14 protein-coding genes are annotated in these 14,293 nt (G+C 39.4%); 8 read left to right on the forward strand and 6 right to left on the reverse strand.

What is annotated here, in order from left to right:
* Nucleotides 1-172: 172 nt before the first annotated feature.
* From V7137_RS21805 to V7137_RS21815, 3 genes are all read left to right on the forward strand, one after another.
* Nucleotides 173-976, forward strand: a complete 804-nt coding sequence (locus V7137_RS21805; RefSeq protein WP_335700013.1) for a basic amino acid ABC transporter substrate-binding protein — start codon at nt 173-175, stop codon at nt 974-976.
* Nucleotides 977-1,076: 100 nt separating this feature from the next.
* Nucleotides 1,077-1,733, forward strand: coding sequence for an amino acid ABC transporter permease (locus V7137_RS21810; protein ID WP_335503359.1), 657 nt, complete (start codon nt 1,077-1,079; stop codon nt 1,731-1,733).
* Nucleotides 1,730-2,452, forward strand: a complete 723-nt coding sequence (locus tag V7137_RS21815; protein ID WP_335700014.1) for an amino acid ABC transporter ATP-binding protein — start codon at nt 1,730-1,732, stop codon at nt 2,450-2,452. The genes V7137_RS21810 and V7137_RS21815 overlap by 4 nt, the downstream gene beginning before the upstream one ends.
* 206 nt (nt 2,453-2,658) lie before the next feature.
* Here V7137_RS21815 and V7137_RS21820 read toward each other — a convergent pair whose 3' ends face one another.
* Nucleotides 2,659-2,784 carry a hypothetical protein gene (locus tag V7137_RS21820; protein WP_335700015.1) on the reverse strand — a complete coding sequence of 42 codons (126 nt, stop codon included), beginning with the start codon at nt 2,782-2,784 and terminating at the stop codon, nt 2,659-2,661.
* A gap of 16 nt (nt 2,785-2,800) precedes the next feature.
* Entirely contained in the window at nt 2,801-3,307 is a 507-nt protein-coding gene (locus V7137_RS21825; RefSeq protein WP_335700016.1) for a hypothetical protein, read from the reverse strand.
* 155 nt (nt 3,308-3,462) lie between these two features.
* On the opposite strand from V7137_RS21825, the gene V7137_RS21830 reads away from it, so the two are divergent.
* The 3 genes from V7137_RS21830 to V7137_RS21840 all read left to right on the forward strand — a co-directional run bounded on the left by V7137_RS21830 (nt 3,463) and on the right by V7137_RS21840 (nt 9,726).
* Nucleotides 3,463-5,142 (forward strand): acyl-CoA dehydrogenase family protein, encoded by a 1,680-nt coding sequence (locus V7137_RS21830; RefSeq protein ID WP_335700017.1) that lies wholly within the window; start codon nt 3,463-3,465, stop codon nt 5,140-5,142.
* 467 nt (nt 5,143-5,609) lie between these two features.
* Nucleotides 5,610-8,366, forward strand: coding sequence for a dynamin family protein (locus tag V7137_RS21835; protein ID WP_335700018.1), 2,757 nt, complete (start codon nt 5,610-5,612; stop codon nt 8,364-8,366).
* 133 nt (nt 8,367-8,499) lie between these two features.
* The gene (locus V7137_RS21840; protein ID WP_335700019.1) at nt 8,500-9,726 is read left to right on the forward strand and encodes an RtcB family protein; all 1,227 of its coding nucleotides are present in this window, start codon (nt 8,500-8,502) and stop codon (nt 9,724-9,726) included.
* A gap of 487 nt (nt 9,727-10,213) precedes the next feature.
* Here the strand turns inward: V7137_RS21840 and V7137_RS21845 are convergent, their stop codons facing one another.
* From V7137_RS21845 to V7137_RS30760, 3 genes are all read right to left on the reverse strand, one after another.
* Nucleotides 10,214-11,146: a glycerophosphodiester phosphodiesterase gene (locus V7137_RS21845; RefSeq protein WP_335700020.1), complete on the reverse strand. Its 933-nt coding sequence runs from the start codon at nt 11,144-11,146 to the stop codon at nt 10,214-10,216.
* Between the two features lie 7 nt (nt 11,147-11,153).
* Nucleotides 11,154-12,113: a D-2-hydroxyacid dehydrogenase gene (locus tag V7137_RS21850; protein ID WP_335700021.1), complete on the reverse strand. Its 960-nt coding sequence runs from the start codon at nt 12,111-12,113 to the stop codon at nt 11,154-11,156.
* 142 nt (nt 12,114-12,255) lie between these two features.
* Nucleotides 12,256-12,423, reverse strand: coding sequence for an LPXTG cell wall anchor domain-containing protein (locus V7137_RS30760; RefSeq protein ID WP_420490160.1), 168 nt, complete (start codon nt 12,421-12,423; stop codon nt 12,256-12,258).
* A gap of 186 nt (nt 12,424-12,609) precedes the next feature.
* On the opposite strand from V7137_RS30760, the gene V7137_RS21855 reads away from it, so the two are divergent.
* Complete coding sequence (locus V7137_RS21855; RefSeq protein WP_335700022.1) at nt 12,610-13,377, forward strand: 3-hydroxyacyl-CoA dehydrogenase; 768 nt, start codon at nt 12,610-12,612, stop codon at nt 13,375-13,377.
* Between the two features lie 64 nt (nt 13,378-13,441).
* Here the strand turns inward: V7137_RS21855 and V7137_RS21860 are convergent, their stop codons facing one another.
* On the reverse strand, nt 13,442-13,648 hold the full coding sequence (locus V7137_RS21860) for a zinc ribbon domain-containing protein (RefSeq protein WP_335700023.1): 207 nt from the start codon (nt 13,646-13,648) through the stop codon (nt 13,442-13,444).
* A gap of 143 nt (nt 13,649-13,791) precedes the next feature.
* Here V7137_RS21860 and V7137_RS21865 point away from each other — a divergent pair.
* On the forward strand, nt 13,792-14,293 hold a 502-nt coding region (locus V7137_RS21865), incomplete at its 3' end, for a CBS domain-containing protein (RefSeq protein ID WP_335700024.1).

Below are 14,293 nucleotides of genomic sequence, written 5' to 3' on the forward strand. Positions count from 1 at the left end.
GTGAAAAGTATTATTCTAAAATGCTCAAGACTTCAGTTAGTTACAGTACTAATATAGTAAAATATTTAAAATATTGAATATACAATTAAAACGGGTTATAATCATCTATATTCAAAATATTATTAATTTTTTAAAAAATACTTTATAGAAAAAACATTGGAGGTCTGAAAAAATGAAGAAGTTAAAATTAGTTTCAACAGTTTTAATGGTAGCTTTCCTCTTAGTTCTTTCAGCTTGTGGAACGAGTAAAACAAGTGGCGAGGGAGGAAAAAAGACATTGAAGGTTGTCACAGATGCAGCCTACGCGCCATTTGAATACCAAGATAAAGGGGAAGTTGTTGGATTTGATATTGATTTTATTAACGCTGTTGCCAAGGAAGCCGGGTATAAAATCAACGTCAAGCATGTTGGCTGGGATCCATTATTTGTAGAAATAAAAGGTAAAACGGCTGATGCTGCTATCTCGGCCATCACGATTAACGATAAACGGAAACAAACCTATGATTTCTCAGTTCCATACTTTTTATCTACCAATAAAATTATGGTTCCAAAAGGGAGCAGTATAAAGAGTGCAGCGGACTTAAAGGACAAAAGGGTTGCCGTGCAAAATGGAACAACTGGTCAGGAAGCTGTAGAGAAATTACTAGGTGTAGAAACTAAAAATCTTAAAAAATTTAAAGATAATAACCTTGCAATCATGGAACTAAAAGGCGGCGGTGCAGATGCCGTTGTTGCTGACAATACGGTTATTGAGGAGTATGTAAAAAATAACCCAAATGATAATTTTGTTATTATTGAAGATGCAGCTGCGTTTGAAAAAGAATTTTATGGGCTGTTGTTTCCAAAAGGCAGTAAGCTAAAGGCTGACTTTGATAAAGGAATTAAAGGAATTATTGAAAATGGGGAATATGCAAAAATTTATAAAAAGTGGTTTAAGGTGGATCCTGATTTAACAGATATCAAAGCACAACAATAAGGTTAGACAAAATTGCGTAACGCTTCCTAAAAAGCAGTTGCGCAATTTTTGTTAAAATTGGCGCACATTTCTTATGTAGGATTTTTTAGGAGGACTCATGATGGATATTCGTTGGGACATACTTGCTGAATATGCACCATTTTTTGCAAAAGGAACGCTGCTTACCATCGGCCTTTCGATTGCAAGCATCATAATTGGTTGTTTACTCGGTTTGTTCATTGGATTGGGTAAATTGACGAAAAATAAATGGATCGCCTTCCCGTTCAACTGCTATATCACTTTTTTCCGTGGGACGCCATTATTAGTACAAATATTATTAGTTCACTTCGGTCTTGTACCGCTTTTTGTAGGGGAAACAAATGGGATCATTGCCGCTATAACTGCCCTTTCATTAAATTCAGCGGCATATGTAGCGGAAATCTTCAGGGGCGGAATTCAATCGATTGATAAAGGACAGATGGAAGCAGCCCGTTCGCTTGGGATGAACCATGTACAGGCAATGCGATTTGTCATTCTCCCGCAAGCCTTTAAAAGAATGATTCCTCCTCTAGGTAATGAGTTTATCGTCTTAATAAAAGATTCATCCCTAGCGGCGATTATTGCTGTAAAAGAGCTCATGTATTGGGGACAAGCAATGCAGGGACAATATTATCGCGCATGGGAGCCATATATTACCGCGGCCCTTATTTATCTTGTTTTAACTTTTTCTTTAAGTTTACTGTTATCCCGACTTGAAAGAAGGTTGGCCACAGAATGATTACGGTAAAAAATTTAAAAAAGTCATTTGGAAAAAATGAGGTTCTCAAAGATATAAATATAACGGTTAAGCCAAAAGAGGTAGATGTGGTCATTGGCCCATCTGGTTCAGGAAAATCTACCTTTCTCCGATGCATTAATTTACTAGAAACGATTACAGATGGCCATGTTTTAATAGAAGGAATTGATATTACCGATAAAAAAACGGATATCAATAAAATCAGGACGGATGTGGGCATGGTTTTTCAGCAATTTAACTTATTTCCGCATAAAACAGTGATTCAAAATATAATGCTCGCCCCTATGAAAGTAAAGAATGTTCCAACAGAGAAGGCGAGGGCAAAGGCAATCGAGCTTTTACGAAAAGTGGGCTTAGAGGATAAAGCCGATGCTTATCCAGACTCTTTATCCGGCGGGCAAAAGCAGCGGGTTGCAATTGCAAGGGCACTGGCAATGGAGCCAAAAATCATGCTTTTTGATGAACCGACGTCAGCGCTCGACCCTGAAATGGTCGGCGAGGTCCTTGAGGTTATGAAAGACCTAGCAAAAGAAGGGATGACCATGGTGGTCGTGACACATGAAATGGGATTTGCCAAAGAAGTGGGAGATCGAGTAATTTTTATGGATGGCGGGTTGGTTGTAGAAGAAAATATTCCAAGCGACTTATTTGATCATCCACAAGAAGAGCGGACGAAGGCGTTTTTAAGTAAAGTTTTATAACAAGGCTCTTTTCATAAAATTTGTTACTTTTGTATCATCATAATGGTCATTTACAATGATTAATAAGCGATTCTTGCCAATGTTTTTACGAAAAGATGCCACGCAGCATCTAGGAAAACGACTTGGTGAACTTAAACGAAAAACAACAATTAATGCGAAAACAGCTATAACTTAGAGGGAGGCTAGAAGCCTCCCTTTCCTATGGTTTATTTTCCTTGATTCCATCTCTCGAGTTTAGGGATGTTCCTTGTAAACATGCCAGCAATGAACTTGGGCATCCCGAATTCAACGATTTTTTCTTTCACTCTTTCTTTCATTTCCTCTGTAATCACCTTTTTGCCTCCATTCTTATTCAAAATCAAACACTTCCACAATCCTGTCTGCTTTTATCCGGTTTTGACATAGTTTAAATAATTGTTTCAAAAATACATCCACCTCAAGAGGCGAGGAGGGCAGTTTGATTTGAACATTTGTTGAACCAAACATTTGCTTAAAATAAGCTTTTCTTTGGTCATTTTTTCCGTCTCGTTTAAATGGCTTGTATGTCCAGACAATATGTGGAGAACCGTCTATTTCCTGAATTTGCCGTATCTCGGCACAGGTCGTGGAACGATCATGTGCATAAATGACTAAATAATAGTTGTCATTTCGGTGCCAGTCAATGAATACAAAGTAATAGCCACTTTCATTATCTGGTCTAGTTACTTCAAATGCGGCGATCGTAGGTTTTCCATTTGCCCATTGATGAAATTTAACTAAACTGCCGCCCGAAATTTCAAGTGTTTTTATCTCAAAGGCCGCTGAAGTTGAGTTATCGATAAAGTTAGCTAAAATTAGAGCTTGTTCCTTTTCCAACGAAGATTTCCCCTTTAAGTCTTTGAACTAATTATACTTTTAAGGCGGGTAAAAAAGATAGATTGTCTAAAATTAACCCAACTTTATTTTTAACAAGGTAGGAAAGTGGTACACTTAATTTATTGATTATTCTGAAAAAAAGGGGGTTTTTCAAGTTGAATTTTTATAAAGAAGATTTGCCGTTTCAATCCTTACTTAAGGAACTAATGGATCCAGCCTTTTTCGAGTTTGCTGACAAAGAGCTGACAGCCTTTGGTGAGAAATGCGCTACCGACATTGATTCCCGGGCTAGGTTTACAGACAGGGAAGGACAGCCGCGCTTAATCAAATATGATGCGTACGGTGAAGACGTTTCAGAAGTATGGGTGAACGCAGGCTACCTGCGAACGGTGGAAGAAACGTATCAAACCGGAATTGTCGGCTATGTTCATAAAGAAATTCCGGGGCTGGGGGAGAAGGGGAATTACATTTACTCCTATGCTCAAGGATATTTGCTATCGCAAACAGAACCAGGATTCTACTGTCCGGTAACATTGTCTATGGCTACTGCTTATTTACTTAATCAATATGCTTCCGACGAAATAAAGGAGCGTTTTTTGCCGCATGTCCTTTCCACAGGAGATGTTCCACTGTATGAGGGGGCAACATTCTTAACAGAGCGCCAGGGAGGCTCAGACGTCGGGGCAAATGAAACGAAAGCAGTGCAAGCTGGAGATCATTTCAAACTTTATGGAGAAAAGTACTTTGCCTCCAATGCCGGCATGTGCGGGGTGGCCATGGTTTTGGCCCGGAAAGAAGGCGCACCTTCGGGGACGAGGGGGCTGACGTTATTTGCCGTACCATGGCGGAACCAGGATGGCTCACTAAATGGAATCCGGATTCGCCGCTTAAAGGATAAGCTTGGAGTCAGGGCCGTCCCATCAGCGGAGGTTGAATTTGATGGTGCCGATGCTTTTGTGGTAGGAGATCCTGCCAAAGGATTCTACTATATGATGGAGGCTCTTAATCTATCCAGAGTATGCAATGCTGTTGCCTCCTTAGGAATTATGAGAAGGGCCTATTGTGAAGCAAAGGAATATGCCTTTAGAAGGGATGCGTTCGGAAGTAAACTGGCTGACTATCCTATGGTTAAGGATACACTGACCCGTCTCGCTGTTAAGTTGGAAATTGAAACCCGCACCGTTTTTACGTATCTTCCCTTGTTCGAACGGGTCATGAACAATCAAGCAAGTCAAACGGAGACCATTCTTAATCGTCTCTACATTGCCCTTTTGAAAAAAGAAACAGCAGAACAGGCAATTCACTTCTCTCATGAAGCGATCGAATTGCATGGTGGAAATGGGTATATCGAAGATTTTGTGACGCCAAGATTATTACGAGATGCCCAAGTCCTGACCGTCTGGGAAGGAACGGCTAATATTCTCGGGTTGGAAGTCTTGCGCTTAATTGAAAAGTTTAAAGCAGATGAACTATTTGTAGATGAAATGAGTCAACGACTGCGGAGTGTGGCCCACTTGCCTTCTGAATGGACCTATTTAGTAGAAAATAGGTTGATACAGTTACAGAATCTATCGAGATCATTACGAACAGCATCTGCAGACCAAAAGACCTTTCACTCCAAAAAGGCGGCCGAACTTATGGTGAAAATTTTTGAAAGCATTGTCGCCCTTGAACAGGCATCAAGTGGAGAGCTCCGTGCCATCAAGGTAATGGAGATCTATCTAGAAGAAACATGGAAATCTTCTTACTTATTCAATGAAGAAATGAGAACAGTTCATTACTTTTCCGAGATTGTTTTGAATTCAAAGAGTGAAACGACAGTATCTGTTGGATAAGAATGAATCTCAGTAAGCTTGCTGTTTTCAGGCAGGCTTACTTGTTCGCCTAATTAATGTTCTGATTTTCAGTTACTATCCAGTGAAAGTCGTAAGATTTGTAAAATATGTAGTAAGTGTCCGGAAATATGTAATAAGTTCCGAAGAATATGTAATAAGTTCTGAAGAATATGTAATAAGTTCTGAAGAATATGTAGTAAGTGTCCGGAAATATGTAATAAGCTCCGAAGAATATGTAATAAGTTCCGAAGAATATGTAATAAGTGTCAGGAAAAATGTAATAATTGAATGCAATTATGTCTTTTTGTCTCCAAAATGAAATACTACTGACATCTTTTTTATAAATTGCTCTGGTAGAATCGTAATAATTGGGACTTATATTCAGATTATCCGTCGAATAGTATATAGAATAATTTGGGCTCTTTTCCATATGAATGACAGAGAGTGTTGTAATTGGAGGGAAAGATATGACAATAGAGACACAATTAATACAGAAAACGTATTATAAAATGTTCATTAATGAACATGAAAATATCCATCCGATTCAGGTGCTTGGCGACCTGTTTCAGGAGGAAGCAAGCAAGGACTTGCCTGATTTATCGTCGATTCGTTTTGCGCAGGGTGAAGTGTATTTTCATCATAAAGATTATGAAGCAGCTATTTTTAAATGGGAAAATATTATCAATGAACTGGAACCGTGGGCAAAGAAAAACACAGCTGATGCTTATTATCAGTTAGGTTTGTTATCGACAGCTGAAGACCTTTATTGTGCGATTGAAAGTGAACATCTCACATTAAACACTGAAGTAGCTCTGCAGTTATTTTCGTTGTATATAGAGCGTGGAAAGCTTGACCAGGCATTATCAGTGATTAAAAGAACCATTGATTTAAATCCAGATTATCCAAACGTCACGGAAATAGCCCGTACTTTTTTTGAAGAGCAGCAAGATTGGAATAATGCAATTGAACTAGCCGTTAACGAAGCCTTACGGACGGGTGCCTTGGAGTGGTTTGATAGGATTATTGCCTATATCGATGAGGGACTGACAAAAAGTCATTTACCGAACTATTTTTCTCAGTCTGTTCATTTTTTGTATAGCTTAGATCAACAAAAATTCGAGGAAATTATTGCCGCTCTTTGGAACAGCTATAACAATAAAGAATCCTATTTTACTTGGATAAGAGAAATGAACCATTTGCTATTAAGCCTTGATATCAATCGGGATGACAATTTGTCTGTGCTTTCAAGCCTTCATAAGGAAGCATTTTTTAGCTTTATTGATGGAAGATACTTCATTAAACAACTGCAGGAGTTTATTCCGGACTTTTTAACAAATTGGTTACGTCTGGCTGACAGGAAGAATGTTGTCCTCGCAGCTGCTGCTGTTCTCTCGTGGAATGAGCTGTTTCCAGCGAGTTTAAGTATGTCAATCGTTAGTGAGGCTGAGAAACTAATTAGTAAAACGGAAACAGACATGGATGAACTTGAGGAGTGCCTAACACTCTTTGAAGCAATCATTAATTGGGCCCAAGCAAATGAGATGGGAGAGAATAATCGAGTAAAATGGGTTGTTCAGCAATTAGTAAATTTCGACACACACCATTTACTTATTACCGGGTTAGACGGTAGTGGAAAATCGACGTTTGTTAATATGATTATTGGTGAAGATCTGCAGGATAGTCCTACCTCTTCACTGGTCATGTTTAAAGACTCAGAGGAAGAAGAAATCACGGATATTTCTGATCGTGAGATTAATAGTTTAGAAGGAATTTCTGAATTTCAAGAAAGAATGGACCGCCGCCGCAACGCATTGGAATCGATCATTGAATTTAAGCGTCCCAATGCTTTCCTGCAGGAAACTAAGGTCGCACTGATTGATACTCCAGGATTAAAAGGAAACTATAATGATTCTTATGAAGTCTTAAAGAATCTGCAATTGGCTGATACTGTCCTCTTTGTACTTGATGCAAATGCACCGTTTACAGAAAAAGAAAGGTCTGTTCTTGCGAAAATTCAAGAGTTAGCACCTGACATTCCTGTGCATTTTCTGCTCAGTAAGATGGACACGATTGTCAATGAGCAGGAAGCGATCAGTGTCTTTGATGAAACAAGAGCGAGGATTCAGTCGTATTTCCCGGATGCATCAGTGTTCGCCTTTTCCTCGCAATATGAGAACCGTCAGCAGTTAAAGGACTTAAAAGAGTTTATCGACTCTATTAAAAATACAAGAAATATCGAAGATAAACGATTGGCTAAACTATTGTTCTATATTCGCACAACGATTGCCAGTCTGATGCAAAAAAGGGTGGTTGTTGAAAATCAATTGATAGAATCCGTCCGTTGGAATGAAGAAATGCTCCAGAAGTTAACAGGTGCAATCAATCAACTGAAGGATACAGAGATCCAAAAAGCAAAGGCTGTTGTGCAGTCATACCGTGCCATTAAAAATACAATTGTAAAAGAGATTTCAGAGTCCGTTCCAATCATGCTTCAAGAGTGCTCCTCCTTGATAAAAGAGGAAAGTAATTTTAGCAAGATTCACCTAGAACTTAATGATGTGATGAACAAAAAGCTAGAGGAGTATTTAGAGCAGACGGTTCTCCCTAAATATTACCGCTTGTTGCAAGAATGGATTGATGGATGCAAAGAGGAGCTTGTGCAAAGTCAGGAATTTCTTAATGAAATAGGGGAAAGCTTTAATCGCATGTATGGAGAAGAACGCCTGCAGCTTGATTGTGATTTTAAGGTAATTGATGACTGGCACCGTGATACCGACAGGATGACAAGCCGCTTCCAGTTGGAAACTGTTAATATCCTGCTACGCAGAACCCCGTCACAATTTTTATTAAAAAGCGCCGGGAAGTTGTTTGGAGCCCTATCACAAAATAAAGCCTTGCTATTTAATAAGTACAAAGCCTTTGTGGAAAATGAGGATTATGCTGAAACCATCTCTGTGGTGAATCAACAGTTTTTCCAGCAATTTGAACTGTTTGAAAAATCACTGGAGCGTGATGTAACCCTGTTTTTCAAGAGTCCATTACAGCTGTTAAATCGTTCTGCGGAAGAGGCACGGTCTGGAATAGAGACGAACCAAGAAATGCTAACGAATATGAATACCAATCCAGAGATGTTCCGCGATCCATTAACACTGTTTGAAGTAAGATTACGTCAGTTTGAATGGATGACCGTTGCAGGAAAAGGAATGCAAACTATTTATTCATAACTTCGAAAAAAGGAGGATGCCCAAGCATCCTCCTTTTATTTATGTAGATAAAAAAATGTCGCAGAAAATGCGTTGCCCAAATGTCCCAAAAATGGAAGCCTTGTGGTAATCTGCTTTGAAGGAGGGAAAACCAGTGATTAAAGTAACGGGTACACAAACAGAGGCAAAAGTCTTTTCAAACTATCCTCAAGAAACAGCCCTTGAGCAAATAAAAGAACTTTGTAATCAAGCGTTTTTAAAGGATACAAAGATTAGTATAATGCCAGACTATCATGCGGGCAAAGGCTGTGTGATTGGAACGACCATTCAACTAAAGGATAAAGTTGTTCCAAATCTGGTTGGTGTGGACGTCGGCTGCGGGGTGTTAACCGTCAAGCTGCAGGATAAAAAGGTTGATTTTAATAAATTGGATCAAGTGATTCGTACGTATGTCCCGAGTGGGCAGGAAGTGCATAGTGATGAGACAGTCCAATTTATTAACACGAGTTTTCCCGCCATTCAAGAATTTCAAGCGGAGCACATCTTGAGTGAAAATCGAAGCCGTTATAGCTTAGGGACACTTGGAGGCGGCAATCATTTTATTGAAGTCTCTGTTGATACCAATGGTTATCACTATTTAACCATTCATACAGGGAGCCGCTATGTGGGAGCGAGGATTGCCACCTACTACCAAAAAGTTGCGATTTCAAAACTTCGTCAGCACGATTTAGCTGATCTCATTGACCAATTGAAGGCGGAGGGACGTCAAAAAGAAATCCAAGCGATGATCCAAAGCTATAAAGAAAAGAATCCTGTTATTCCAAATGATCTAGCTTACTTGGAAGGTGAGGATTTTCATCACTATATGCATGACATGAAGTTAGCGCAAGCATTTGCAAAAGCAAACCGTGAAGAAATAGCGAGGGCTATTACAGCAAATATGGGATTTGAGGAGCAGGACCGCTTTGATACCGTACACAATTATATTGACACGGAGAACCAGATTTTACGAAAAGGGGCAGTTTCTGCTCAAAAAGGGGAACGTCTAATTATTCCCATTAACATGAGAGACGGGTCAGTATTAGCAGTCGGTAAAGGGAATGGGGAGTGGAATTATTCTGCCCCGCATGGAGCGGGCCGCGTTTTGAGCCGGACAAAAGCGATGAAAACACTTAACATGGACGATTTTCATAAAACAATGGAAGGTGTCTGGACAACGTCTGTTTCAGAAGAAACCCTTGATGAAGCACCAATGGCCTATAAGTCTCTAAATGAAATATTTGAAAAGGTTGAAGAAACCGTGGAGATTGCCGGGTTCATTAAACCAGTATATAACTTTAAAGCCAGTGAAAAGTACACACCTGGAAAATTTAAAAAATGATAGCGTTAAAAAAGGGAGACTTTAACGGTCTCTCTTTCTTTGTGAAACTTAGAGATAATTTTGGCGGAAAATGAGTAGTGTTTCTTGCAAGAAATATAAAGTGGCAGATAAATACTGAAAAGCGGCCGATCAATCGTAAAAAGGGGCAGATAAAAAAATTCTATCAAAAATAAATGGCAGTATAAAAGGGTGAAAGATCAAAAAATGCCATAAAAAGTGGCTAGCTATGGTTAAGACGTGAATTCACATAGGAATTCACGCCTAAATTTTTTTATTGTATCAACGATTTTTCTACCTTTTTATCACCGATGAAAGAAAATCCTAATAAGTTTTCTAAAAATCTGTCTGTTATACTGCCGATGAAGGACAAAACCAATTAAGATTTCTGAAGAACTGTCCTTCATAACGCTGATGAAGGACAAAAACTATTAAGATTTCTAAACAAATGTCCTTCATAACAACGATCAACAATAACTTTTAACACAGCCTATTTTTTAAGGAAATTTAATAATAAATCCGGTCGATTCGTTAAGATTCCATCTGCACCAGCATCGAGGAGTTTCTTCATCACCTTTGGGTCATCGATGGTCCAGTAATGCATCTGCATCCCGCGACGATGGGCTCCGTTAATCAATTTCTTGTCCGTTAAATCAAAGCCGCTGTCTTCGGGTGGTATCTGAAAGGCATCAACGTGAGGGGTGTATAGATTACGTAAAAAGAACTTATGAAAGATAACAAAACTTTTAACTTCCTGCTTGCCCGCTGAGGTTGCAACCCGACCCTTTGCGTATTTTTGAAAAGTATTAAGGATGTCTTGGTCAAACGAAGCGACCAAGATTTTATCCTCCATCTGATATTTTTCGATTAGTGCCCAGAGTTTTACAGCCATTTCATCGATTCGTTCGGGAGGATTATCATCTTTGATTTCCATCTCAATTCGGTTGTTCCCAAAAGATTGAAACATTTCTTCAGCGGTGGGGATATAGACGCCTTTACCGCGGAAACTGTAATTTCCTTGTAAGTCTTTAAACTGGTATCCTGCATCGAGTTTTTGGATTTCCGCTAAGGTCATGTCAGCGACCTTTCCATGCCCGTTCGTTGTCCGGTTCACGGTAGGGTCATGGATGGCCACTAATTGTCCATCTTTGGTGATATGAAGGTCTGTTTCTAGTACATCCACGCCCATGTTTACGGCATTTGTAAATGCTGCCATCGTATTCGAAGGTGCAAGTAGTTCACCGCCCTGATGGGCAATCACTAATGGACGGTTGTTCTTGAAAAAGTCCTTTTCCTTCATTTGTTTCACCGGCACAAAATTAATTGTTACGAGGAACATAACCAATAAAGGAATCAGATACTTAAAAATTTGTAAACTTCGTTTCTTTTTCTTGTGGATCTTTTCGATTATTACTTGCTCCATAAAATACTTAATAACCTTTCGAAAAATTAACTAGATTAATCGGTGGAACCTTTTCAGAAAGATAGGCTCTTAAGTTAGGGATCAAAATATTTTCAATCACCCGCTGATTATAATGTTCTGTTGAACCAGATGTGTGTGGGGTGACGATCACATTTTCCATTTCCCAAAACGGGCTATCTGTACTTAACGGTTCTGTTTCAAACACATCAAGTCCAGCACCGGCAATTGTTCCTTCCATTAAAGCTTGGATAAGATCAGCTTCGACCACAATCTCACCCCGTCCGATATTTATAAAAAAGGCAGAAGACTTCATTTGCATAAATTGTTCGGCACCAAATAAATGATTAGTTTCTTTTGTAAGCGGTAAAGTAACAACCACATAATCACATTTTGGCAGCATCTGATCTAATTGGTCCGGGGTATACATTTCTTCCACAAAGTCAACGGGTTTACCAGAGTGCCTGAAACCAAGCACGTTCATCCCAAAAGCTTTCGCGATTTTCGCCGTTTCTTTCCCAATTGTTCCGACACCAATGATACCGATAGTTTTTTCATGGATTTCTTGGCCCATATTGGCATGATGCCAGGTTTTTTTCTGTTGATTTTTGATGTATGTATTGATTTTTCGTGTTAAGCCCAGCATCAATCCAAAAATCGTCTCTGAAATCGGATAGGCATGAACGCCATTGGCACTCGTCAGGTAGATGTTTCTAGCCTTCATTTCCTCAAGCGGCATGTAATCAACACCTGCACTCCATGATTGCAGCCATTTTAGTTTGGAATGGGGGTCGAGGCAATATTCTTTTAGTCCCTTACTCCAGCCCGCGATGATTTCTGCATCCATTACATGCTCTTGCCAAATATGTTTATCTTTGCCTACTATCAATTGCCAATCAGGAATAATATCCTTTATTTGTGTAATGTAATGTTGATCAATATCACGGGTGATAACCATTTTTTTTATCATTGAGGATTCCTCCATTTAGACAATGTTTACTTTAGTTAATGATAACGGAAATCAACAAAAATGATAAGACAAAAAGACGCTGTAACAAAGAAAAAGGTCAGGACCTCATTTTAACTGAGACCTGACCTCTTTTATTTATTTGTTATATATTCTCTCTTCTTTTCCTGTTTTGGACTTTCATGACAACTAATCCTGCTAAAATTAAGCCAAGACCAGTGACCATATAGTTGTACATTGGTGATGCTGTGTTCGGTAACTCATTGCTCGTTTTTGTAACAGAGTCGTCCGTTGCAGGGCTGCCTGTATCCACTGGAGCATGAAGATAGATTCAGAGAAATTTAGCTGTAAAAAGGAACATGTACAGGATTTGGTCACTTTTCGAACGTGTCTGTCCAAACTACAAACAAAAATACACGGCAGCTTCTAGCTATAGAGGAAACCTCTCTGGCACAATACTTGCATAATAAAATATCATTCTTTTATGGGGGGCTAAAATATGCAAATGAATACGTGTCGGGCAGTCGTTACAGGAGGAGCTTCAGGGTTAGGAGAGGCGACGGTTCGAAGAATAGCTCAAACTGGAGGAAAGGCGGTTATTTTTGACCAATCTGAAGAAAATGGTGTCCGGCTCCAAAACGAATTAGGGGACGCAGTATTGTTTATAAAGGCAGATGTCACCAAAGAAGAGAACGTTCAAGAGGCAATTCATCAAGCAGCGGAATATATGGGCAGTGTAAATACAGTTGTCAACTGTGCAGGGATTGGTATTGCAGAAAAGGTGATTGGCAGAAATGGAGTCCATAATCTTTCGCTATTTTCAAAAGTTATTCATGTGAATCTAATCGGTTCTTTTAATGTGATACGCATTGCTGCGGAGAAGATGACCACTAATGACGTAAATGAACAAGGTGAAAGAGGTGTGATTATTAATACTGCTTCTGTTGCAGCCTTTGACGGACAGATTGGCCAGGCTGCCTATAGTGCTTCAAAAGGAGGAGTTGTCGGTATGACTCTGCCAATTGCAAGAGAGCTTGCCCGCTACGGGATTCGCGTAATGACGATTGCACCTGGGCTATTCCACACACCGATGTTTGATACCCTCCCGCAAGAGGCAAAAGATTCACTTGGAAAAATGGTGCCTTTCCCATCAAGACTCGGATATCCAAGTGAGTATGCACAACTCGTCCAAAGCATCGTCGAAAATCCGATGTTAAATGGAGAAACCATCCGGCTTGATGGTGCAATAAGAATGCAGCCGAAATAATTTTAGTAAACGCTTATAGTGCGTAAAGAAGAGGGGAATTCCATTAGGAATCCCCTTTTGTTCATCACCCTCCAAAAAATAGGTCAATGATGTTTGAAGCAGTAGATGTTTTTTTGTTATAAAACTCTGAGTAACCGCAGTTCTTGCAAAAAACAACCGTGAAGGTATTGTGTTGAATGTCAAACATCTTTGACAACCCCGATCCTGTCATTGCTACATCTTTCGTACCTGTATCTCTGCTGCCACATTTAATACATCCCTTTTCACTCATAGACTCACTCCTCGAATGATTTACACTTATTATGTACGATTAAGGTGGATAAAAGTTTCCGAATAGATTTGATATTATTGAAATATTCAAAAATATCTCTCACTTTTGTTACAATAAGGATAGGTAAAAAAGGGGGGCACAAAATGATCCAATTTAACGAGTTGATGACGCCAGTCGACTGCATGGTCACCGAGGATACGCCACTATCTGAAGCTATCAGTCTGATGAACAATCGGAAGTGGAACCTGCTGCCGGTAACAGACGTGAGCAGAAAACTGGTTGGCGTTTTTACGAGAAGCGGCTTATTTCAAATGGTTATGGAAGGGAAGCCCCTTACCACCCCTATCAAAACATATATTAAAGAACAGGTTGAAACGCTGCCGATTGACACTCCTTATGAAAAAATTCAAATGATTGTGAAAAACAGTCAGGTGGGTACCGGTGTGGTTATTGATGATCAGAATCGGGTTGTTGGCATCCTCACGAAAACAGATATGGTCATGTCCTTGCTCCAAACCTCACAAGAATTAAAAACTGTAAAAACCTTAAAAAGAACATTAGAAACGGCATTAGATCATGCCTATGATGGAATTGTCATGACGGATGAAAAGAAAAACATCCAGATGGTCAGTCCTCCACTACTCG

The sequence above is a fragment of the Neobacillus drentensis genome, assembly GCF_036962765.1.
Classification (GTDB): domain Bacteria; phylum Bacillota; class Bacilli; order Bacillales; family Cytobacillaceae; genus Neobacillus; species Neobacillus drentensis_C.

Bases quoted from the DNA above. Each gene is read 5' to 3' on its own strand.
- V7137_RS21860 (WP_335700023.1), bottom strand. From the start codon at position 13,648: ATGAGTGAAAAGGGATGTATTAAATGTGGCAGCAGAGATACAGGTACG.
- V7137_RS21845 (WP_335700020.1), bottom strand. From the start codon at position 11,146: ATGGAGCAAGTAATAATCGAAAAGATCCACAAGAAAAAGAAACGAAGT.
- V7137_RS21815 (WP_335700014.1), top strand. From the start codon at position 1,730: ATGATTACGGTAAAAAATTTAAAAAAGTCATTTGGAAAAAATGAGGTT.
- V7137_RS21805 (WP_335700013.1), top strand. From the start codon at position 173: ATGAAGAAGTTAAAATTAGTTTCAACAGTTTTAATGGTAGCTTTCCTC.
- V7137_RS21810 (WP_335503359.1), top strand. From the start codon at position 1,077: ATGGATATTCGTTGGGACATACTTGCTGAATATGCACCATTTTTTGCA.
- V7137_RS21855 (WP_335700022.1), top strand. From the start codon at position 12,610: ATGCAAATGAATACGTGTCGGGCAGTCGTTACAGGAGGAGCTTCAGGG.
- V7137_RS21850 (WP_335700021.1), bottom strand. From the start codon at position 12,113: ATGATAAAAAAAATGGTTATCACCCGTGATATTGATCAACATTACATT.
- V7137_RS21835 (WP_335700018.1), top strand. From the start codon at position 5,610: ATGACAATAGAGACACAATTAATACAGAAAACGTATTATAAAATGTTC.